Source organism: Nostoc sp. UIC 10607, from assembly GCF_047228265.1.
Taxonomy (GTDB): domain Bacteria; phylum Cyanobacteriota; class Cyanobacteriia; order Cyanobacteriales; family Nostocaceae; genus Nostoc; species Nostoc foliaceum_A.
The window spans coordinates 162,463-186,794 of sequence record NZ_JBIQNW010000012.1 but is presented as its reverse complement, the minus strand read 5'-3'; the positions used below and the strand labels follow the sequence as shown (position 1 = coordinate 186,794).

17 protein-coding genes are annotated in these 24,332 nt (G+C 38.4%); 15 read left to right on the top strand and 2 right to left on the bottom strand.

What is annotated here, in order from left to right; translation table 11 throughout:
* Positions 1-786 precede the first annotated feature (786 nt).
* From ACEYW6_RS14310 to ACEYW6_RS14240, 15 genes are all read left to right on the top strand, one after another.
* A complete protein-coding gene (locus ACEYW6_RS14310) occupies positions 787-2,805 on the top strand; it encodes a polysaccharide biosynthesis protein (protein WP_412980210.1) in 2,019 nt (672 codons plus the stop codon).
* Between the two features lie 65 nt (positions 2,806-2,870).
* Positions 2,871-3,905 carry a hypothetical protein gene (locus ACEYW6_RS14305; RefSeq protein WP_412980209.1) on the top strand — a complete coding sequence of 345 codons (1,035 nt, stop codon included), beginning with the start codon at positions 2,871-2,873 and terminating at the stop codon, positions 3,903-3,905.
* Positions 3,906-3,927: 22 nt separating this feature from the next.
* Positions 3,928-4,746 (top strand): hypothetical protein, encoded by an 819-nt coding sequence (locus tag ACEYW6_RS14300; RefSeq protein WP_412980208.1) that lies wholly within the window; start codon positions 3,928-3,930, stop codon positions 4,744-4,746.
* A gap of 38 nt (positions 4,747-4,784) precedes the next feature.
* Positions 4,785-6,146 carry a murein biosynthesis integral membrane protein MurJ gene (gene murJ / locus ACEYW6_RS14295; RefSeq protein ID WP_412980207.1) on the top strand — a complete coding sequence of 454 codons (1,362 nt, stop codon included), beginning with the start codon at positions 4,785-4,787 and terminating at the stop codon, positions 6,144-6,146.
* Positions 6,147-6,181: 35 nt separating this feature from the next.
* Complete coding sequence (locus ACEYW6_RS14290; RefSeq protein WP_412980206.1) at positions 6,182-7,321, top strand: glycosyltransferase family 4 protein; 1,140 nt, start codon at positions 6,182-6,184, stop codon at positions 7,319-7,321.
* Between the two features lie 151 nt (positions 7,322-7,472).
* Complete coding sequence (locus tag ACEYW6_RS14285; protein ID WP_412980205.1) at positions 7,473-8,621, top strand: glycosyltransferase; 1,149 nt, start codon at positions 7,473-7,475, stop codon at positions 8,619-8,621.
* Positions 8,602-9,822 carry an O-antigen ligase family protein gene (locus ACEYW6_RS14280; RefSeq protein WP_412980204.1) on the top strand — a complete coding sequence of 407 codons (1,221 nt, stop codon included), beginning with the start codon at positions 8,602-8,604 and terminating at the stop codon, positions 9,820-9,822. The genes ACEYW6_RS14285 and ACEYW6_RS14280 overlap by 20 nt, the downstream gene beginning before the upstream one ends.
* Entirely contained in the window at positions 9,819-10,958 is a 1,140-nt protein-coding gene (locus tag ACEYW6_RS14275; RefSeq protein ID WP_412980203.1) for a glycosyltransferase family 4 protein, read from the top strand. Before ACEYW6_RS14280 ends, ACEYW6_RS14275 begins: the two co-directional genes overlap by 4 nt.
* Before the next feature lie 14 nt (positions 10,959-10,972).
* Complete coding sequence (gene asnB / locus ACEYW6_RS14270; RefSeq protein ID WP_412980202.1) at positions 10,973-12,922, top strand: asparagine synthase (glutamine-hydrolyzing); 1,950 nt, start codon at positions 10,973-10,975, stop codon at positions 12,920-12,922.
* Positions 12,923-13,217: 295 nt separating this feature from the next.
* Entirely contained in the window at positions 13,218-14,828 is a 1,611-nt protein-coding gene (locus ACEYW6_RS14265) for a glycoside hydrolase domain-containing protein (RefSeq protein WP_412980201.1), read from the top strand.
* Between the two features lie 173 nt (positions 14,829-15,001).
* Positions 15,002-15,181, top strand: coding sequence for a hypothetical protein (locus tag ACEYW6_RS14260; RefSeq protein ID WP_412980200.1), 180 nt, complete (start codon positions 15,002-15,004; stop codon positions 15,179-15,181).
* Positions 15,182-15,619: 438 nt separating this feature from the next.
* On the top strand, positions 15,620-16,900 hold the full coding sequence (locus ACEYW6_RS14255) for a nucleotide sugar dehydrogenase (protein ID WP_412980199.1): 1,281 nt from the start codon (positions 15,620-15,622) through the stop codon (positions 16,898-16,900).
* Positions 16,901-16,910: 10 nt separating this feature from the next.
* The gene (locus ACEYW6_RS14250) at positions 16,911-17,972 is read left to right on the top strand and encodes an NAD-dependent epimerase (protein ID WP_412980198.1); all 1,062 of its coding nucleotides are present in this window, start codon (positions 16,911-16,913) and stop codon (positions 17,970-17,972) included.
* The gene (locus ACEYW6_RS14245) at positions 17,972-19,147 is read left to right on the top strand and encodes a glycosyltransferase family 4 protein (RefSeq protein WP_412980197.1); all 1,176 of its coding nucleotides are present in this window, start codon (positions 17,972-17,974) and stop codon (positions 19,145-19,147) included. The genes ACEYW6_RS14250 and ACEYW6_RS14245 overlap by 1 nt, the downstream gene beginning before the upstream one ends.
* Before the next feature lie 364 nt (positions 19,148-19,511).
* Complete coding sequence (locus ACEYW6_RS14240) at positions 19,512-21,692, top strand: GumC family protein (RefSeq protein ID WP_412980196.1); 2,181 nt, start codon at positions 19,512-19,514, stop codon at positions 21,690-21,692.
* Between the two features lie 157 nt (positions 21,693-21,849).
* Here ACEYW6_RS14240 and ACEYW6_RS14235 read toward each other — a convergent pair whose 3' ends face one another.
* A complete protein-coding gene (locus ACEYW6_RS14235; protein WP_412980195.1) occupies positions 21,850-23,214 on the bottom strand; it encodes a hypothetical protein in 1,365 nt (454 codons plus the stop codon).
* 361 nt (positions 23,215-23,575) lie between these two features.
* Positions 23,576-24,190 carry a hypothetical protein gene (locus ACEYW6_RS14230; RefSeq protein WP_412980194.1) on the bottom strand — a complete coding sequence of 205 codons (615 nt, stop codon included), beginning with the start codon at positions 24,188-24,190 and terminating at the stop codon, positions 23,576-23,578.
* Positions 24,191-24,332 lie beyond the last annotated feature (142 nt).

Genomic DNA, 24,332 nt, shown 5'->3' with positions numbered 1-24,332 from the left:
AATCTCAACCCAAATCCCGACGACAACCCGCTTTGAACTTATCTCCATATCCTGCTTGACATTTTGACCATCGCCTTAAGTTGTCACCAATAGTCGGAGACTGGGAACGAGATAAACGAAAAAATAATCGGAAATCGAGTTTTTTTCGACTTGTGTGTACACCGTAGCCTAAAAGGAGAGAGATTTAGAGAGAGGTTTTCCAGATACAGTGAAAAGTCACATTGATCTATTCCATCGACACGTACCAATAAACCGATGAGTTGAGCAGGTTTCCTGATTTAAGAAGTAATAATAACTACTAAAATACAATTAAGCATATGCGGTTATGTCTTTTTATATGTACAATTTACGCCAATTTGGCATGACGTAACTGATAATAAACTGCTACAAAGTTAATAAGCTTAGTAAAAATCCTCTTAAACAGTTTTGTAAATACCAAATACTTTAGGGGCGGCAAATTTTGCTTTGTGGTTAACAATCTTATTTATAAATAAATAGGATTTATTTAAAGCTTGATATCTCCTAAAAAAGGTATGTAATTAAGAAATTTAAAATAAAGAGATGTAATTATAGCTACAACAGAAATATATTGATATATAGGCATTAAAGTTCCAGTATCAATTTAAACATTTGCTATCATTTTAAATTCCCTAAAAGAATTATTCTTCTAGGGTAGTTTCACATTGCAAACATCCTTTATCTTTGATCAATTGACTAGATTTTTTTGTCTTAATAAACTTGGAATATTTCTACTTAACATAGATTATCCTAGAGGCTCTTACATACATGAATTGCTTATTATTTGTTTCTCACTGGCTACCTCAAAAATTAATTAGCAGCTTATTGACCAAATTGCTAGATTTAAAAAATAAGCATTTGTTTGTTTTTGATACTATTGTTTTTTCATTTACCGCCTTTATAGCTCTAAATCTATGTTTAAATGGTGACTTCTACATCCAAGAGTATAAAGCGGAATTAGGAATTGCAACAATACTTTTTTTAGCAGTCAAACTAACTGTATTCTGGAATTTTGGTTTTTATAGACTTTACTGGCGCTATGCGAGTATTGAGGAACTTTTATATATAACGATGCTAATGGGTATTGCGGTAGTCATTCAAGCAGTATTATTTGATGCGATGCGATTTATACCAAACTTAACATTGAATACACTGCCACAATCATTACCATTAATCGACGGGTTACTTTCGTGTATTTTTATTGGTGGAGTGCGTTTTAGTATTCGGATTGTAGAAAAAATCAGTCAGCAACGTGCAGTATTTAAGCCACAAGACCGCGTGTTAATAGTTGGTGCTGGCAATGCTGGCGTTTCACTTGTACAAGAAATGCAAAGAAATCCTCAACTGGGGTTTCATCCTGTTGCTTTTATTGACGACGATCCGCGCAAATTTCGTGCATACATCCGCGGGATTCCTGTAGTAGGCGATCGCTATCAAATTCCTGATGTTTTAAAATCTCTCAAAATCCATAAAGTTATCATTGCTATGCCTACAGTTACAGGTGGAGTCATTCGGGAAATCCTAAATATTTGCAAAGCAACTGGAACTCAAACTAGCACTTTACCAGGCATACATGAAATCCTCAATGGTCGTGTGCGAGTTGATAGCATTCGGGATGTACGCATTGAAGATTTACTCAGGCGAGAACCTGTACAAATTGATATTGAGCAAGTTGCTCAATTCCTTAAAGATAAAACAGTACTAATCACAGGCTCAGGTGGATCAATTGGTAGCGAGCTTTGCCGTCAAATTTTTAAATGCAATCCTGCTGAAATGATCCTTATGGGACATGGAGAAAATTCTGTGTTCAATATCCAACAAGAACTAGAACAACTTGTTCAAGTTCTCGAAAATGAGGGCAAATCACCAAAAAACACTCCTCGTATTTCTACCTTCATTGCTGATATCCGCTTTAAGTCTCGATTAGAACATGCATTCGAGCTATTCAAACCTGATGTAATTTTCCACGCTGCGGCTCATAAGCACGTCCCACTAATGGAATTAAATCCAGTAGAAGCAATCACCAACAATGTAATGGGGACAAAAAATTTACTAGAACTGTCACTGCAATATAATGTGAAACATTTTGTGATGATTTCTACAGATAAGGCAGTTAATCCTACCAATGTTATGGGTGCTAGTAAAAGAGTCGCCGAAATGTTGGTACTACAAGCCGCAAAAGAAAGCGGTAAGCCTTATGTAACTGTGCGTTTTGGTAATGTTTTAGGCAGTAGAGGTAGTGTAGTTCCAACCTTTAAAAAACAAATTGCAGCAGGCGGACCAGTAACTGTTACTCATCCAGATATTTGTCGTTATTTCATGACTATTCCAGAGGCAGTTCAACTCGTTTTGCAAGCTACTGTACTTGGTCGTGGTGGTGAAGTCTTAATGTTGAACATGGGTAAACCCGTGAAAATTGTTGACTTAGCCAAAGAATTAATTCGCCTTTCAGGATACGAAATAAACCAAGATATTGAAATTGTATTTACTGGTCTACGCCCAGGTGAAAAGTTATTTGAGGAATTATTTCTTCCAGGAGAAGAATATGAACCAACTCAACACGAAAAACTATTAGTAGCCCAAAATGCTAGTAGGATGATTCCAGAAAATCTGTCTATTACTGTAGAAACTTTATGTCAAGCAGCAGCTAAAAACGATACGAATTTTATCCTGTTTCTCCTTCAGCAACTAGTACCAGGATATAAACCCAAACACTTAGAAAGTTATACAGCAGCAACTATTTCCAGTAATACTTCTGTCAGAATATTGGCACAGATGAAACCCTAAGGAGAATAACTTAAGACTGTTGGTCGTAAATATCAATAAAATCTACCTGACTCGGCAGAATAAATATGTACAAAACCTATAAACTCAACAGTAATTCACAGGTATCTAATAGAGTATTTAGGCTTAAAGATAGATATTTGACTGGAATGAAAAATATAGCCAAGACTTTTGTTAAAAGAAGAAGTGAATGGTCAATTGGAATTTATCTAGGCGAATCTCTTTTTGATTTTGTTTCTCCAGAAAAAATTAGTAATCCAGTTTTGACTGCTAAGGATATCACAGATGTTCCAGCCAACTTTGTTGCTGATCCATTTATGGTCTGTGAGGACGGTATTTGGTATATGTTCTTTGAAGTACTGAATAGTCTTCAGAATAAAGGAGTAATAGGATTAGCAACTAGCAATGATGCATATAAATGGAATTACCAACAAATTGTACTTGATGAGCCGTTTCATTTGTCTTATCCATACGTATTCAAATTCCAAAACGAATATTATATGATTCCAGAAACTTCTGAAGCTGGTTCTATTCGTTTATATAAAGCAACTAGTTTTCCGACAAAATGGACGTTTATAAAAACCTTACTCGATCAAAAGGATTTTGTAGACCCTAGTATTTTTCAATACAATAATCTGTGGTGGCTATTGACTGCAACATCAGAAGCTAGAGATACTCTCCGTCTTTATTATTCTAAAAACTTGACGGATTCCTGGATTGAGCATCCTAAAAGTCCTGTTATAAAGGGGAATAAAAATATAGCAAGACCAGCCGGTAGAGTTATAGTAACTGATGACAAAATTATTAGATATACCCAGGATTGTGAGCGAATTTATGGGAATAAAGTTCTAGCTCTTGAAATAACTGATCTGACAACAACAAATTATCAAGAAAAACAAGTTAGGGAGAATCCAGTTCTCAAAGCAAGTGGGTTAGGTTGGAATCAAGTCGGTATGCACCATATTGATCCTCACGAAATTGACAAAAATAAATGGATAGCATGTGTGGACGGGAAGCATTATCGATTTGTGATTGACCCATATTCAATCCGAGCATTTTTGCGAAAAGGATTAACTTCCTGTTTTAAAGTTATGAATTTATAGTTATTGCATTAATGAGTTTAGTTTGAATCAAAAAGTGAGAAAAAACATGTTGATTGTCACAAAAAAATTTATCTTTTCAGTAGGAGAAGTCTGGTTTGATGAAACTCCAAAAGAATTAGGTAATGTGGATGTACTTCATTATAGGCAATGGATACACCCCATTAAAGGTGGGCAGTCTGATGAATTTTACACAAGGTTAATTGACTTAACCAAAAGTCATGATGAACTCTGGGAAAGTATCAGTAGCAATGATAGGTATAAAATTAGAAGAGCAGAGCAAAAAGACGAAGTTATTTATGAAACCTGGGAGAATATTGACTCAAATACTTTCAATCAATTCTCAGATTTTTATGATTTATTCGCCACCCAAAAAGGTTTAAGCAAGATTAATCGAACCCAGCTAAAAAATCGTATAGATGCTGGGGTAATTGAGATTTCACATGTCAAGCTAAAAAATGGCGAATCTTTAGTTTGGCATGTTTATTATCGTAGTAACAATAGAGTTCGTCTTTTGCATTCTGCATCACTTAAAAATAGTAACGATACTTCCTATCAATCGATTTTAGGGCGGGCAAATCGTTACCATCACTGGCAGGATATATTGAGATTTAAAAATTTAGGAATTTCGGTTTATGATTTTGGAGGCTGGTATACCGGAAATACAGATCAGGAAAAACTCGGTATTAATCAGTTTAAAGAAAAATTTGGTGGAGAAATTGTTAAGAACTTTAACTGTATTAATGGCATCACGATGAAGGGCAAACTATATTTACATCTACTGAAAATTTATATGAGTTTATCTAAATTACCGTTACCACGTTTATCGAATTTTAAATTTTAGATTGAATAATTCTAAATCGTTTCAACTGCGGTATGAAAATGTGGCGTTTGCAAAGCTTAGTTGATTACTGGAAGCAACTGACAAGCGGCTCTATCAATCGCCAAATTTTTGGTGCAGCGATGATAGTTGGTTTATTGACAGCATTGGTTAAAGTAGCGGCTGTAGGTAAAGAATTGGTGGTTGCTCAGAGGTTTGGTACTGGGGACGATTTAGATGCATTTTTAATTGCTTTGTTAGTTCCTTCTTTTATCACCAATGTAATTGCTGGTTCTTTTAATACTGCTCTTATACCTACTTATATGCAGGTACGAGAACAGGAAGGTATAAAGGCGGCTCAAAGGCTTTTCTGTGGAGCCACAATCAGCGGCTTGGGACTGCTAGGAATCACGACGATACTAATGGTAGCTAGCGCACCCCTGTATTTACCACACATTGCTGCTGGGTTCAGTCCCGAAAAGTTAGATATGACTTTTCGTTTGCTCTATGCGATCGCACCTTTTGTTCTCTTAAGTGGGATTATTATCATTTGGGGTGCCGTATTGAATGCAGGAGAGCGTTTTGCCCTAGCAGCTTTGTCACCAATTATCACTCCAACTATTAGCGTGCTATTGCTCTTGATGCTTAAATCTTGGGGTATTTTCGCTTTAGCCGCAGGGCTAGTCTGCGGTGCAGCAGTAGAAATAACTCTTTTAGGAGCAGCACTGCACCGACAAGGCATTTCATGGCTTCCAAAATGGTATGGGTTTGATCCTCACCTGCGTCAGGTTGTTAGCCAGTATTTACCAATGATTGCGGGCGGTTTTTTGATGTGTAGTACAAATCTAGTAGATCAATCTATGGCAGCAATGCTGTCACCTGGTAGCGTAGCAGCACTGAGTTACGGTAACAAGCTCATTGCCTTTCCGATATCTTTAGCTACCACAGCATTAAGTACTGCTGTGATTCCCTATTTTTCCAAAATGGTAGCTTCTAAGGATTGGATAGGTACACGTCGCACACTTAAACAATATATGCAAATCATTTTTGTTACAACTACTCTACTGGCAGGATTCTTGTTTATATTTTCCGAGCCTATAGTTCAGATCCTCTTTCAAAGAGGTTCATTTACAGCTAATGATACTTATTTAGTAGCTCAGATCCAAAATTCGTTTGCCTTACAAATACCTTTTTATGTAGCGGGTATTTTGGCTGTGAGATTAATTTCGGCAATGCAATTAAATCATATATTGATGTGGGGTTCTGCTTGTAACTTAACTATCAATATTTTTCTAAATTATGTTTTTATGGAATGGTTTGGTGTTATAGGTATTGCTTTATCTACTACTTGTGTTTATGTTTTTTCATTCTGCTTTTTAACGTATTATGTCAGCAGAAAACTAATAAGTGCTTCTGAAAATTAAAAGCAACATTATTTGTTAAATATTTACTTTAAGAAATGAGGCTAACACTGATTATTTATTCACTTACTTATGGTGGTGCAGAACGTGTCATGTCAATCATGGCAAATTACTGGGCAGCCAAGGAATGGCAAATTACTATATTGACATTTGATGATAATAAAATATCCCAATTTGATTTAGACAATCGTGTTTTTTACACTCCATTAGGCATTGCTAGCAAATCTTCCAATGCGATTATCGGTATTTATAATAATTTGAAGCGCATCAGAACATTACGAAATGCAATTATCAACAGCGCCCCAGATGCTTTGATTAGCTTCACATCTAAAACTAATGTGATCACTTTACTCGCAACACGATACTTGAATATACCAGTGGTGGTGTCTGAACGCAGTAATCCGAGCAAAACTTCTTTAGGTGGAAATTGGAAACACCTACGACAACAAACTTATCCATTTGCAGATCGGATTGTTTTTCAAACTAAAAGAGCAAGAGATTATTTTCCATTAAAGCTGCAAACTAATAGCTGTATTATCCCTAATATGGTTGTATTACCACCTATAGAAAAACAGTTATCGGACAAGGTTTTAAGAGAGCGATCGCTGATTGCTATGGGACGCTTTGTCCCAGAGAAAGGCTTTGATCTGTTGCTGCAAGCCTTTGCACAACTGAAGGAACGTTATCCAGAATGGACATTGACTATTTTAGGAGATGGCATACTACGTCCAGAGTTGGAAGCTTTGCGTAACCAACTTGGATTGAGCGATCGCGTTCATTTTCCTGGAATGGTGAAAAATAATTATGGTTTTTTGCAGCAAGCGGAGATTTTTATTATGTCTTCCCGCTTTGAGGGTTTTCCTAATGCGCTTTGCGAAGCAATGGCATGTGGATTACCAGTCATCTCTACAGATTGTCCCAGTGGACCACGAGAGATTATTCGTGATGGCATAGATGGCATTTTGGTTCTAAATGAAGATGTGTCAGCATTAGCCGCAGCAATGGAACGATTAATGTCTGACGAAAAAGAACGGAAGTCTTTAGCTGTTCGTGCGCCAGAAATAATCAAACGATTCAGCGTAGAGAAAATAATGGGGATGTGGGAACAATTGTTAGCTCAGATTATTAATAACAATTTAGGTCATGTGGAAAAGCCCACAAAAAATCTAACCATCTAACCCTCTTCCCGACGCAGGAAGTGGGAAAATTCAAAGTCTCTCCCCTTTTAGGAGAGAGATTTAGAGAGAGGTTTTCCAGATAGCGTCAAAAGCTAGAAAGTTATTAAAGAGAAATCCTGAAAATTAATAACAAATTTTTATTTTTAAATATATGAAAAAGAAAATTGTATTCCTTATTCGTGACCTTAACTATGGAGGAGCAGAAAGGCAATTAGTAACGCTGGTAAAAGCTCTTGACAAACAATGCTTTAATATAACCATTTTATGCTTTTACCCTAGTGGGTTATTATCTTTAGATAAAGACTTAAAAGATAGTGATATCCCAATTATCTGTTTAGATAAACAAGGACGTTGGCATTTATTTGGCTTCTTTTTACATCTTGTTCAGCATCTTCAACGTATACATCCTGATGTATTGCATGGATATATTGGGATACCGAATTTATTCACTATCTTCTTAAAGCCATTTTTTCCTTCAACCCGCATGGTTTGGGGAATACGCTCATCTAATGTAGATTCTAATTCTTACAATTGGTTAGGGCGTTTGCTTTTTCGATTAGAGCGCCTTTTAGCCCGCTTTGCTGATCTGATTATTGTCAATTCCTATGCTGGCCGAGAATATTACCTGACTCATGGATTTCCTTCTAACAAAATGATGGTAATTCCTAATGGTATTGATATCGAACTATTTAAACCCGATCAAGGAGCTAGGATAAAAGTACGAAAATCGTGGGGAATTCCTGAAGACACGATTTTGCTTGGTTTGGTGGGGCGACTAGATATAAGGAAAGATCATCCCACATTTCTTAGAGCAGCAGCATTACTCTTTAAAGATAGACAGGATGTGCGTTTTGTCTGTGTGGGTAGTGGCTCGGAAAACTATGTACGAGAACTACGTCAGATGGCTGATGAATTAAGCATCTCTAATCAAGTTATCTGGATCAAAGCACGTGCAGATATATCTGCAATCTACAACGCTCTAGATATTGTTGTTTCTTCATCTTATACAGAAGGATTTCCAAATGTAATTGGAGAGGCAATGTCCTGCGGTGTACCTTGTGTAGTCACGGATGTAGGTGATTCTGCTTGGATTGTTGGTGATATGGATGTAGTAGTACCTCCTAAAAATCCAGAAGCACTAAAAACTGCTATGAAAAAGTTGATAGAAAAGCTTGGTAATAATAAGTGCGATCGCACTCAAATTCGACAGCGAATTATTGACAATTTCTCAGTAGCTAAATTAGTCCTTAAAACCGAAGCTGCTTTACTTGATATATCTCATGAATCCATCTCTAAATAAAAAATACGATTTACTCTTTTATTATCAATGTGCCCTCGCAGTAGGTGCTGTTTTCACTTTTTTTACAGAAATTAGTTCCTATTTATATACATCAGGAAGCTTCTCTCAACCTCCTTTAATTTGGGTCATGTTATTTGCTCTAGCCTCCACTCCATTGCTTTTTACAAAAAACAAATACATTCCACGCCCTGTAATTACTTGGTGCCTTGGCTTTATATTTATCTCTTTATTATGGTTCGTATTATTATCGATACCTGGTGAAATTGTTGTTGAAGAATTAAGAAAGCGGATTTTGTCGGTAATATTTATTATAATCATGACCCTAATTTTTTCCAGCAATAACGATATTCACATCTGGACTAGATGGGCAATATTTATCGCAGTCTTAATGGCTGTATTCAATAACGGTTACGAATTTTTTAATCCAATAGCATTTAATTCATTAGGTACTGGTGGCCGGTCTGCTGGATTTTATTTAAATCCTAACAATGATGGTGCAGCGTTAGTACTTGGCATGATTTTTAGCGTGAGTCTATTGCACCCAATATATCGTTTACCTTTCGTATCTATCATTGGTATTGGGGTGTTGTTGACATTTTCTAGAGGAGCTATTCTTGGCTGGTTAGTTACAGTTATTATTTTTACCATCACCCGTATATTGCATCCGAATAAATTACTTTATTGGGTGTTGGGAATAGGAACGATATTTATTAGCTTAGGCTCACAGTGGTCAGCAGAACTATTACAAAACTTGAGCTTGAATAAAAATTCTCTGGAAAGAATTTCATGGTTTCAGAACATTTCAGCTTCTGATTCTGAAGACTCTGCTGATTCTCGTTTAGAAGTGGCTCAGTTAGCTTGGCATATGTTTACTAAACATCCATTTCTCGGTAATGGAATTGGCTCAACTTTAACGTGGAATATGGGAATATCTACACACAATATTTATTTATACTATATGACCGATCACGGGATTTTAGGCGCTTTTATTCTACCTGCTTTAGTATATGCAGTTACACAACATGCACATGGGGAAACTAAATATATTGGCTTGGCTTTTGCTGCTTTTATTCTTCTCTGGGGACTATTTAGCCATAATATTTTAGAGGAACGCTACATTTTAATAATGTTCTCCTTAATGGCTGCTATGACTGCGGCGAGTCAGTTAGAGCAAAGGTTTCAAGTAGGAAAATCATTATGAAAATAATTTATATCATTACAGGACTTTCCACGGGCGGGGCTGAAGTCATGCTTTATAAACTTCTTTCCAGAATAGATCGAAAGCGTTTTAGTCCAGTTGTCATTTCTTTGATGGATCGTGGTACATGGGGCGATCGCATTGCGACTTTAGGTATTCCTATTTACACCATTGGGATGAAACAAGGAAAGCCTACAATAGCTAACATTTGGCGAATAATTAACATAGTACGTCAACTCAAACCTGACTTAATTCAAGGTTGGATGTATCATGCAAACTTAGCTGCACAGTTTGCCAGACTTTTTATATTCAAACAAGTGTTCGTTTTATGGAATGTGCGTCATTCCCTTTATTCTTTAGACTTAGAGAAGCCGGGCACAACTATTGTAATTAAACTGTGTGGAAAATGTTCTAATTTCCCTGAAAGAATTATTTATAACTCTCAAAACAGTGCTAATCAACATGAAAAAAGCGGTTATTGTATCGATAAAACTTGCGTAATCCCCAATGGGTTTGAAACAGATAAATTCACACCATCAGCTAAGGCTCGCCTCAGTGTTCGTTCAGAATTAAATACCCCTGAAAATGCTTTACTGATTGGTATGATTGGTCGTTATCATCCGATAAAAGACCATTTTAATTTTCTTCAGGCTGCTGCATTACTACTTAAGAAGTATCCCAATGTCCAATTTGTTCTTGCTGGCAATCAAGTAGATTGGCAAAATAATATTTTATCTGAGCTAATCCATGAATTAGGGCTTCTTAAACAGATACATCTACTTGGTGAACGTCATGATGTGCCCCGTTTAACTGCTGCTTTCGATATTGCCTCTTCCTCTTCCTCTGGAGAAGCTTTTTCTAATGTAATTGGCGAAGCTATGTCTTGTGGTGTTCCTTGTGTAGTAACAGATGTGGGAGACTCGGCTTGGATTGTTAGTGATACAGGAAAAGTTGTCCCTCCAAAAGATCCAGAGGCATTAGCGGATGCTTGGAAAGCATTGATAAATATAGGTAAGGAGGGCAGAGAAGTTTTAGGAAAAGCAGCACGGGCAAGGGTGATCGAATGCTTTTCTTTAGACTCTGTTGTGGCTCAATATGAGGCGCTATACGACAACGTGCTTGCAAAAAAACTAAATTGAAAGGCTAACATTCAATGTGTGGCATTGCTGGTTTTTGGAATATCTCTAGACGAGTCAACTCTGAGGAATTGTCTTATGTGGTTCAGCAGATGTCAGACACACTGTTACATCGAGGGCCAGATAATGGCGGGAGTTGGGTCGATGCAGAGGTAGGGATTGCCTTGGGGCATCGACGACTGGCGATTGTAGACCTTTCGCCAGAAGGACATCAGCCGATGATCTCTGCGAATGGTCGGTATGTAATTGTTTTTAATGGCGAGATTTATAACTTTTTAGAGTTAAAGCGTCAACTTGAATCACTGGGCCATCATTTTCGGGGACGTTCTGATACTGAGGTGATGCTGGCTAGCTTTAGTGAGTGGGGATTACATAGAGCAATTGGGCGCTGCAATGGGATGTTTGCCTTTGCCTTGTGGGATCGTCAAGAGCGAATTTTGCATTTAGGGCGCGATCGCTTAGGTGAAAAACCTCTCTATTATGGTTGGATGGGTCAAACCTTTCTATTCGGCTCCGAGTTAAAAGCCCTGAAAGTCCATCCCGCTTTCCAGGCAAAAATCAACCGTGATGCATTAGCAGTGTTTCTCCGAAATAACTACGTACCTGCACCCTATTCAATCTACGAAGGCATCTATAAGTTGCCACCGGGAACAGTCCTCACTTGGAATGGCGTGGATACTCATCCTAATCCTGTTCCCTACTGGTCTGCAATAAAAGCCGCAGAGTTGGGTGTTAATGAACCCTTCACTGGGTCGGAAATGGAAGCTATTGCACAGATGGAAGCATTATTACAAGATGCTATCGGACTACGGATGGTAGCAGATGTGCCACTAGGAGCTTTTCTTTCAGGAGGGATTGATTCCTCCACAGTGGTAGCCCTAATGCAAGCTCAAAGTAGCCAACCGGTGAAAACATTTACCATTGGTTTTGATGAAGGTAGCTACAATGAAGCACATTATGCCAAAGCAGTGGCACAGCACTTAGGCACAGACCATACAGAACTTTATGTAACCCCAAAAGATGCACTTGCTGTCATTCCTAAACTACCGATACTTTATGATGAACCCTTCGCCGACGATTCCCAGATTCCGACTTTCTTAATATCCCAGCTTGCTAAACAGCATGTAACAGTCAGCCTTTCCGGGGATGGCGGCGATGAACTTTTTGCGGGATACAAACGCTATTTTTGGGGTGACAGCACTTGGCAAAAGATTGGCTGGATACCTCTAACCTTGCGCCAGACTGCTGCACGCACCCTGTCTAGCTTATCGCCTCAAACTTGGAATCGTGGTTTGGTTAACTTTCATAGCTTACTACCAGCTAAACTCAAGCAACCTACTCCTGGGGATAAATTGCACTGGATTGCGGAAATCTTGGCGGTTTCTGATGCCAAAGCTTTGTACACAGGCATGATTTCTCATTGGAAAGAGCGAGAAGCATTAGTAGTAAATAGTTTAAAGCCTTGGATGAACGACTGCGATCGCCAACAATTAACGCAGTTACCCGACTTCATCCCACAGATGATGTACCACGACACAGTGAATTATCTCCCAGACGATATCCTAGTCAAAGTTGATCGAGCCAGTATGGGTGTGAGCTTAGAAAGTCGGATACCATTTTTAGATCACCGCGTAGTGGAATTAGCTTGGCGCATACCACTGTCCATGAAAATCCGTAATGGTCAGGGTAAGTGGCTATTGCGTCAAATTTTGGATAAATATGTACCTAAAAACCTGATTGAGCGCCCCAAAATGGGGTTTGGGATGCCGATTGATAGTTGGTTGCGTGTTCCTTTGCGAGACTGGGCAGAAGCCCTCCTAGATGAACATCGGCTACAGCAAGAAGGATTTTTGAACCCACAACCAATTCGCCAAAAATGGGCAGAACATCTTTCATCTGAGCGAGACTGGCAAAATGATTTGTGGGATGTGTTGATGTTTCAGGCTTGGTTAGAAGAAAACCATTAAAAAATTCAAAATTCAAAACAGTTACATCAGGATATTTAGACCCCAACTAAAAACTTAGCCACGTAAGTAGAACGGCGTAAATAATTAAAGTTTGTAGTGACAACTTTAGCCATCACTACTATACCAATACTCAAACATTTATGAAATATTCTCTTTTTCCACTTTGTGTTATTTGCGATCTTTGCGGTTCGTAAAAAAGGCAAATTCATATTCTAATAAATTAGGATAACTTGAAATGTCACATATTTTCAAAAGAAAGATAAGGTTTTTTAACAAGTTCAAACTTATCATCTGGATGCTAGGAACAGTATTTACTTTATTTGCTTGTTCAAGCATCGGTCTATTAGCTAACAACTCATCCTTCGCTGATCATCCCTTTGTATGGGTAACTTCAAATTTAGAAAGGATAAAACGAGAAGACCTACCAAAAAATAAAACTAGCATTGATTTGTATGCCGCTCGTGGGGAATATGAACCATTTCAAATCGGAATCCGGGCACCCAATACTGGATTGACAAACGTCAACGTTTCGGTCTCTGATTTGTCTGGCCCAAACAATCAGGTAATTCCGAATAATAACATTACACTCTACCGAGAACATTACGTTCATGTTACTCATTCCAGCCCTAACAAGAAAGGCAGTAGCAATCCACCCTTAGGTACTGGATGGTATGCCGATGGATTAATTCCGTTTATTAATCCTGAAAACCAAGCAGATATTAAAGGTGCTGAATTAGATGCAGTCCCATTCAACCTCAAAGCTAGGAATAACCAACCTATTTGGGTAGACATCTTTGTACCCCGCGATGCTCAAGCCGGTCAATATCAGGGAACTTTCACTGTTAGCAGTGACCAAGGAGCGATCGAAGGCAAAATCAACCTGAAAGTTTGGAATTTTGAGTTACCGATAAAACCATCGCTCAATTCTGAATTTACATTCTATGAACATCGAGATAAAAGCGACATGGTAGAACTTCTCAAACATAAGTTAATGCCTGACGCGCATTTTGATCCAGCAGATGAACCTGAATTAATGAAACGTTGGGGACTCCGTTCTCGGAGTCTTCCTTTCTGGAGCGGGGCTAACGTTAGTACTTGCAAAATGTCTCCAGCCCCTTCTCTTAAAAAGATTAAAACTACTGCTGCTAAACATGAATCTAGTCTATTTCTCTACACTAGATATGCTGATGAAATTGATAACTGTCCAAATTTGATTAAACCAGTAAAGGAATGGGCGCGAAATTTTCACCAAGCTGGAATCGCAACAGCTCTAGCCATGACTCCTACACCCGCGCTTTATGATGATGGTTCTGGAACTGGACGTTCCGCTGTAGATATCTGGGTAGTATTGCCAGAATCTTATGATGAGGCTCCAAAACAAATATCTGAGGTTCTGCAAAAAGGAGACAAAGTTTGGTCTTACAACGCTTTGGTACAGGATGGCTACTCTCCTAAATGGCAAATAGACTTTGAACCAATCAACTACAGAATTCACCCAGGCTTCATTAGCCAAAGCCTGGGACTGACAGGGATTTTATACTGGCGAGTTGACCTATGGACAAAAGATCCGTGGAAGGATATTCAAACTTATTCTCAGAAGAAAGACTATTATCCTGGTGAAGGGATGTTGTTTTATCCTGGTAAACAGGTAGGTTTGACAGGAGTTGTCCCTTCCATGAGACTCAAGTGGCTCAGAGAAGGAGTAGAAGATTACGAATATCTCGAAATTCTCAAAAATGGCGTAGGCGTAGCCCATCCTAGACATCGCCAAGAATGGGGGCTTCGATTAGCTCGGCGTGTCGGTCTTGACTGGAAGAACTGGACGCGGGATACAAATCTGCTTGAATCAGTCCGGCGACAGTTGGGTGAGGAAATAGAGAGGCTCTCTTCTCAATCAGCATCTTGAAAAATTTGCAATTACTTGTCCCCTTTTTAGAACTCAATTAAAAAGGATGATATGTTGGTCACACAAGCTAAAAACTAGAGTTTTTGGTTTGGGAAAGATGAATGTCACATTATTTAAACGATAGGGAATCCTAGATTTAATAACCAAACAAATCTATTAGTCAGTTAGACAGGATGAACTTTCAACAGCAAGGCATTCACTCCGGTAATAATTTTTCTGTCAACCAAGTGCTCAAAGTTGATGAAGTCAGTATAAATGATCAAGAAATTGGGCATAAATTAGCAGAGCAAGATTTGAAAGATGATGCTTACGTATTTCAAACTGCCCGCTTGCCAAACAAAGCATCAAAGTAAGAATAAATACAGGCAGACAATTAAATAGATGCAGTTATGTCTTTTTATTTGTAGAAGCTTCGCCAAATTGGCATTACTCAAATAAAAAAGTACTACAAAATTGACGTAGAAGAAGAGGATTGCAGAAGCATCTCACTTTTATAAAAACACGCCTGCCCTGGCAAATGGAATTCGCAGCTATACAGACAAAACCCACCTCCGTTGGTTTCGAATTCCTAGAGTTCGCTTAGTCTGACTACCGTTTGTATGCAAAATGAAGCGTGATTTATAATAGCCCAGCATATTTGTAAAAGTGAGATATTATCGATAATTGCTGTATTAACTTTCCTCAAATTCCAAAATTAAAAAACGAGGCTTATCTTAATTATCAAAAAATTGCCACTTCTCAAAATGGCAATTGTCAAAGTTCGGATATTTTGAATATATTCCTGTTAAGACATGAGCAACCGCATTGCAGTTATTGGCCTTGGCTACGTTGGTCTACCCGTTGCCCTGGCATTTGCTAAAAAATTTCCCAATACTATTGGATTTGATATCAATTTAGAAAAAGTTAAAAGTTTAAATCAAGGCCGCGATCGCACAGGTCAAGTCTCCACCGATGAGTTAATAAACTCTAGCCTAATCATTACTTCCGACCTTTATGATCTAGTAGATACAAACTTTTTTGTGATTGCTGTACCAACTCCTGTTGACCGCAACCATAACCCTGACCTAACTTTGCTGATTAAAGCCTCTGAACTCGTTGCTAAAGTGCTACAACCTGGAGCGATCGTGGTGTACGAATCCACTGTGTATCCAGGAGTGACAGAGGATATCTGCGGCGCGACTTTGGCCAAGGTATCAGGCTTAAAGCTGAGTGTTGATTTCAAACTGGGCTACTCTCCAGAACGGATTAATCCGGGTGACAAGGCTCATACACTAGAAAAGATTGTCAAAGTGGTAGCTGGGGAAGATGCCGAAACTCTGGAACGAGTCGCAAGTGTCTACACGACCATTATTGATGCGGGTGTCTATCGCACCTCCTCAATTAAAGTAGCTGAGGCTGCCAAAGTCATTGAGAACACCCAGCGAGACTTGAATATTGCTTTGATGAACGAACTGGCGCTAATATGCGATCGCATTGGTATCCGTACCCACGACGTTTTAGCAGCTGCAAATACCAAATGGAACTTTTTGCCATTCACACCAGGGCTTGTTGGTGGTCACTGCATTGGGGTTGATCCCTACTATCTAACTACCAAAGCAGAAGAACTGGGATACCATCCCGAGGTCATCCTAGCTGGTCGTCGGATTAACGACAGTATGGGTACTTATCTTGGTCAGCGTTTTATCAAACTCTTAGTTGAAGCTAACCTATCGATTAAAGAAGCGCGGGTAGGAATTCTCGGTCTCACCTTTAAGGAAAACGTACCCGACATCCGCAATAGTCGCATACCGGATATGGTGGCAGAGTTACAGCAATTTGGTATTGAACCACTCTTACACGATCCTCTGGTAGATCCTGATGAAGCATACCAGGAATATGGCATTCATTTAGTAGATTGGCATAACCTATCTGATTTAGACGGGGTAATATTTGCAGTCAGTCATCAGGCTTACTTAGATATGCCTTGCAAACAACTTTTCAACTGTTTGCGCCCAGGTGGAGTGCTAATGGATATCAAGTCCATTTTTAGCCAAGCTACACTACCACCCCATATTCATTACTGGAGCTTATAGGAAAAATATTATGGTCAAGGTTTTAGTCACTGGTGCTGCTGGTTTTATTGGTTTTCACCTTAGCCAACGTCTATTAAGCAGAGGTGATGAAGTTGTTGGTCTAGACAACTTAAATGATTACTACGATGTCCTCCTCAAAAAAGACCGTTTAGCTCAATTAGAGGAAAACCCAAGTTTTAGTTTTTATAGACTGGATTTGGCAGACTCAACAGCTATAGGCCAACTTTTCGCCGAACAACGCTTTGATGTGGTGGTCAATTTAGCAGCACAAGCTGGTGTCCGATACTCCATCAAAAATCCTCATGCGTATATAGACAGTAACTTAGTTGGCTTTATTAATATCCTTGAAGGTTGTCGCCATTCAGGCGTTCAGCACTTGGTATTTGCCTCTTCTAGTTCTGTCTACGGTGCTAATACTAAAACACCCTTTTCTATTCATGACAATGTAGACCATCCAGTTAGCTTATATGCTGCTACGAAAAAAGCTAACGAGTTAATGGCTCATAGTTATAGCCATTTATACGGTCTACCAACAACTGGACTCCGCTTCTTTACTGTCTATGGGCCGTGGGGTCGTCCAGATATGGCGCTGTTTTTGTTTACTAAAGCAATTTTGGCAAAGCAACCGATTGATGTGTTTAATTACGGTAAGATGTGCCGAGATTTTACATATATTGACGACATCGTAGAGGGTATTATCCGAGTGATGGATAAAATCCCTGAGCCAAATATCGTCTGGTTGGGAAATGCACCCGACCCAGGTACAAGTAAGGCTGCTTATAAAATTTACAACATAGGTAACAATCAACCAGTTGAATTAATGCGCTTTATAGAAGTGCTAGAAGACTGTTTGGGAATAAAAGCACAAAAAAATTTGCTACCTTTACAACCTGGTGATGTCCCCGTTACCTATGCGGATATTGATGATCTAGTCAAGGATATAGGCTTTAAGCCTAGCACGCCTATTGAGGTAGGAATTGAACGTTTTGTAGCTTGGTATTGTTCTTATTATCAGAACACGAGTACTCGATCAACTCAAAATTCTTGGGTGAGAGTGGGGAGTAGTAAATAATGAAAATACTGCATATCTGTGCAGTTGGAAGTACTGCTCAGGCGCTTTTACGACCTCAAATTGATTACTTTTTGTCTCATAATCTATCGGTTGAAATAGCTTGTTCTCCAGGTTCAGAGGTTGAAAAATTACAACAACAAGGATATATAGTTCATCCCATTCAAATTGATCGTCAGATATCTCCTGTTTTGAATTTGAGAAGTATTTATCAACTGACGCAATTAATTCAAAAGAATCGGTATGACCTTGTTCATGTACATACTCCAATTGCTGCTGTATTAGGTCGCATTGCAGCGAAACTGGCTGGTGTTAAACGAATTGTCTACACTGCTCACGGTTTTCCATTTCACGATCAGTCTTCACCTAGTCAATATCGTTTTTATTTTATTGTTGAGAAACTTGCTGCTTTCATAACTGATCTAATCCTTACCCAAAATTATGAAGATATAGCCACAGCTAAAAAATTAGGTCTTTGTCCATCGGAAAAAATATGTTATTTGGGGAACGGTGTAGACATTAATCGTTTCAAACGTGATCGCCTCAATTCCACTCATCAAACACTATTACGAAAATCATTGGGTATTCCTGATAGTAGGGACTTAATTATTGGCACCATTGGACGTATAATCCATAAAAAAGGGAGTGGATATTTGATTGAAGCCGCAGCCAAATTGCTCCCTCACTTCCCTAATCTACAAGTTCTAATAATTGGTTCTCAACTCAGTAGCGATCCTGAACCTTTCCACACAGAATTGATAAAAAAAATTCACTCTTTGGGAATTGAACAACATGTTACTCTGACAGGCGAACGTCAAGATATACCAGAGCTTTTAGGACTGTTAGATATCTTTGTGCTACCTACATTTACTCATGAAGGATTACCCCGATCTATCGTAGAAGCAATGTCAATGGGTTTACCAGTTGTTACTACAGATATTCGAGGATGTCGAGAAGCAGTAGTACATGGAAAAACTGGTTTAATTGTGCCACCTAAAAATAGTGAAAAGTTAGCTGAGGCTTTGAAAATACTATTATCTAACTATGAATTGCGACAAGGTTATGGTAAAGCTAGCCGTGAGCGGATCGAAGTTCAATATGATGAAGAATTAGTTTTTAAACGACTTAATAATTACTATCAAGATTTAGGCGTTTATTCACTATGTCTTGAACAGTAATGTGGAAAAATAATCTCACTTAGAGGCGCAAATAAGAGGCAAAAGAGAGAAAAAAATACTTTAAGATTGAAGGGTGTGTTTATGAATGGTAATAATTTTCAGGGCATTAATTTAAAAATATACCGCAGATTAATCAAATCTTTATTAGATAGAGTTGTGGCAGCGATCGCTTTAATTTTTCTTTTTCCTTTACTGATGAGCGTAGTCAAACTTTTTCCGTGCTTATCGTTCTCTTAAGTGAAGGAAAATATTAAGACTTAGGCGAAATTTTGAGCTTGAGTTTTGTGTTCATGGTTTCTAAAAAATTCTACTTAGCAACTTAATTTTCACTTCAAACACAGCCATTATCTTAGAATAATCAATTATGTCAATAAAAGAATCTTCTGGAACCTTTGATAAATATGCACAAATTCTGAAGCGCCGTTGGATTCCTGGCTTAGGTGTTTTTGCTTGTGTATTCATAACTTTGCAGGTAGCTACATTTTTCAAAAAGCCTTATTTCTTAGCAGAAGGAAAGTTAAGGTTCCAAAGAGTAAATACTGTTTCTTCTCTAACAGGACTAGGAACAGAAATGGGTAAATTAGAACCCTTAGTTGATAACAAAAATAATCCTCTTAATACAGAAGCAGAAGTTATCCGCTCTATCCCAGTTGTTAGAAGTACTATAAATAAACTGAACCTGAAAGACGACAAAAAGGTTGATTTAAAAATTAACCAGTTTTTGAAAATGCTCACAGTAAAGGAAATTAATGGGGCGGATATTCTAAGTATTTCTTATAAGGATAAAGATGCAAAAATAGCCGCACAAGTTGTTAATACTTTAATAGATGTCTATTTAGAATACAATATATATGCTCATAGAAGTCAAGCAACCACTGCTCGGAAGTTTATAGAAAAACAATTACCAAATGCGGAATTAGTTGTTCGACAAGCAGAAGCAGAACTAGCAGGGTTTAAAGAAAAGTACAAAATTGTTTCTCTGCAAGAAGAAGCAACGAAGTCACTGGAGATCATTACAGCATTACAACAGCAAATTAGTGAAGCTCAATCTAGATTTGCTGATGCTGAAGCACAAACTAAAGGAATTCGTAAACAATTAGGTATGAACTCCCAGCAAGCAGTAGTTATGACTTCTCTTAGCCAAACTTCAGGGGTACAAGATATTCTGAAAGAAATTCAACAGCTAGAATCACAACTGGCAGCTAGGCGCACTGTTTTGCAAGACAACCATCCACAAATAATCGATTTGGGATACAAATTGCAGTCTTTAAATGAGCTACTACAAGAACGGATAAAAAACGTTGTAGGAACAACTCAGGCACAATTAAATCATAACTTTCAACTGGGAGAGTTACAACAGCAGCTTTCTGCAAGGCTTGTAGAATTAGAGTCAAACCGTCTGGGTTTAGCAAGCCAAATTACTACTTTATCTGGTTTACAAGCTGCTTATAAACAACGTTTGAATAATCTACCGAGATTAGAACAACAACAGCGCCAGTTTGAACGTAAAGTACAAGCTGCGCAATCTACCTATTCATTGTTACTACAAAAGCTGCAAGAAAGCCGAATAGCTGAAAATCAAAATTTAGGTAATGCAAGCATGATATCCAAAGCCGAAGTACCGGAAGAGTCAATTTCTTCCCCAATGTTTTTGTACTTGAGTACAGGAATATTGGCAAGTTTAGCAGCTTTGGCAACTGTGTATATTTTGGAAAAAATAGATAAATCAGTTAAGAATGTTGAGCAGGCGAAGGAGTTATTGAAATTTACTTTATTAGGAACTATTCCTGAATTTAATAACTCAAAAAAATTGATTCGTGGGAATGAAGAGCTAGAGTTATATAGTAAAAGACTTGTAGTTCGAGATATGCCGCGATCGCCCATTAATGAAGCTTACCGAATGTTACGGGCAAATCTGAAGTTTCTGAGTGCTGATAAGGAGGTAAAAGTTATAGTTGTCACTAGTTCTGTACCCAGAGAAGGCAAATCAACGGTAGCAGCTAATTTAGCTCTAATAATGGCTCAGATGGAGCGGAAAGTCTTACTGATAGATGCAGATATGCGCCGTCCTGTTCAGCATAAAATCTGGGAACTGATGAATAATCAAGGTCTAAGCAATTTGATTGTTGGACAAGCTGAAATTAGGACAGCTATCAAACAAGTAATGGATAATTTGTATGTCCTAACTTCTGGAGTTACACCTCCTAATCCAGGTTCTCTTCTGGACTCGAAAAAGATGGCTGTATTAATCCAAACTTTATCTGTCTACTATGACTTCGTAATTATTGATGCTCCATCATTAAACGTTGCTGCTGATGCTGCTACTCTAGGTCAAATGGCTGATGGTGTTTTGTTTGTAGTTCGTCCAGGGGTTGTTGATTCTGTTAGCGCCAGTATTGCCAAGGAGCTTTTAGAAAAATCTGGTCAAAATGTCCTTGGACAGGTGGTAAATGGAGTTACTCCCCAGACTGAACGATACAATTACTATTACTCAACTGAGGAAAATAATCTCCAAGAACCTGTTGGGCTAGTAAGTAGAACATAGGGAATGATTGATAGAATAAATAAACTCAAAAATACTGTCATAATGCGTATTTTAGGCATTGATAATTATGTAGAATTTGGCTTTTATCGTTATCTAAGTCATATTGTTCGTACACAACTTACTTAGTGCGATCGCAATCAGGTTAGAAGAATTAAATTTACGTTAGTTGTTGTTTTTTAAACAGTGATAACAGCAAACATACGAATCCAATTACTACCAATGACACTGAAGAAACAGGTTCTGGGACAGACTGAGGGTTTTGCACAGGCTGATAATCGATCATATTCCCTTGAATTGGGCTAAGTGATGCCAAAAGTTGCTCAATGTCGTTAGATATATTTGTGTCATTAATACCAACACTTTTAGAAGAGATGAGTCGGTTAAACGTTTGGCTACTTGATACATCAAAATCTCCTGTTAACCCAAGAAAATTTTGACCCATTTTACCTATAAGAGAGTCTATAAGATTGTTAACATCAGTCTTAATTTCTTGTAGGGATAAATCTAAATTGCTGGTATTGTTGACTTTTCCAATTATTGTTTTTTCACTATCCACTAACCAATTGCCATTACCAATAATTTCATTTCCACTGGTAAAAACCCAGTTACCATTACCAATAATTGTGTTATTACTGCCGAAGTCCCAGTTACCATTTCCAATCGTTGCGTTATCACTACCGAAATGCCAATTACCGTTACCTAGTGTTGTATTGTTACTGTCAAAGTGCCAATTACCATTACCTAATGTTGCGTTGTTACTTCCGTTGTCCCAATACCAGTTGCCGTTACCAAGGGTTGTGTTACTCTTTGCAAATAGCCAGTTGCCATTACCTATGGTTGTGTTTTCATTATTAAAGTTCCAGTTCCCATTCCCAATGGTTGCGCTATTACTGCCATAATCCGAGTTAAAATTACCAATGGTTGCGTTATTATTACCAAAGTTCTTGTTACCATTACCAACCGGTGCGTTGCCCTCATTAAAGGTTTGGCTACCAGCATTAGATGTATTCCCAGCATTACTAAAGGGTATATTCTTACCAAGAACTTCTTTCAATGGATCGAAAGGCGATTGTTGAAGCAGATTTCCAGCACCTGCAATAGGATTACTGTTACCTGCAAACGGATTGCTAGCGCCACCTGTAATAAGATTACTGTTACCTGCAAAGGGATTGCTAGCGCCACCCGCAATAGGATAATCACTACCTGCAAACGGGTTACTACCTCCCGCCAATGTGTTGTCAATATCCTTAAAAAAGCTATCACCCAAAATTAACTTTAATCGATCAAATATTAATTGCTGAAGCTTACTACCACTATCGCCTGCAAACGGGTTAATACCGCCACCTGGAATGGGATTATTACCGTTACCTATCAATAGATTGCTACCACTTGTCAATAGGTTGCCTTCAGCAGAGAAACTGTTATTGGCAGCAAAGGAACTAACGCTATACAGGTTACTACCGTCGCCTGCATTTAAGGGGCTAACTTCACCACTAATGGGATTGATAGCAGACGCTTCCATTGGCACTAATCCTCCTATTTTTACTTAAAAAATTATGAGTTCTTCAGCACCTGTTATATCAATTATGAATTTGCTAAATCCAAAATATCTCTAAAATAAAGGCTTTAATCATTTTACTGTCAAACTAACAGAAAGTATTGCTTAAATCCTTATCTGTAAAGAGTTAAAAGGCGTAAAATAGCAAACTAGTACAAGAATGCAGAAGGCAAATCACCGATAATACATGCTTCTCAGTTTTATCGAATGGTATGTTTATTTGCGCCAAACTGTACTAGGATACTATGTACTGAAGAACTCATTATTGTTCTCCTCTATTTATCTGTTAGTTTTCGCAAGAATTCTATTAAGCGAACGGTATTTATCAACCGCCAAATGATGGGATTTGTCCACCACCACCAAATGATGGGATTTGTCCACCACCGCCAAATGATGGGATTTGTCCACCACCGCCAAATGATGGGATTTGACCACTACCACCAAATGATGGGATTTGTCCACCACCACCAAATGGTGGGATTTGTCCACCACCACCAAATGGTGGGATTTGTCCACCACCCAGTTCCTTGTCAAGTCTTGAGTCAATTAGCTTGTCAATAGTAACCCTCAAACTGAACCCGTCCGGTATTTCAGTTGTGCTAATAGTACCAGTCTGGCTACCAGCACCAGTCAAAGGGTCTCTGCCACTACCTGGATTACCACCGCCTGCGGATGGGTTCACACCGCCTGCAAAGATATTCCAGAAATTGTCGCCAGCGAAAGGATTACCACCATAGGGTAAAGCAGGCTGACTGCCACCTCCACCCGCACCGCCGCCAATAGGGCTACCGCCACCTTCTCCATTTCCAACACCACTGAATAGATTGGTGAGTTGTTCATCACTGAGAACTTCACTCAAACGACCGAAGGGTGAATCTCTAAGCGGATTGTTCCCACTAGTAGAGGAGTTATCGCTACCACTATTATTCAAATCTGCCATTAGGATTAAGCCTCCTATTCTTGGGATAAAAATCTGGCTAGCATAGCAACATAAAATAGACAAAATTAAGTCTGCGGACTTTTTTTTCTTGTCTTTATTGTTAGCAACACTAGTTAGTAGCCATTAGATTATTTGGTTATCT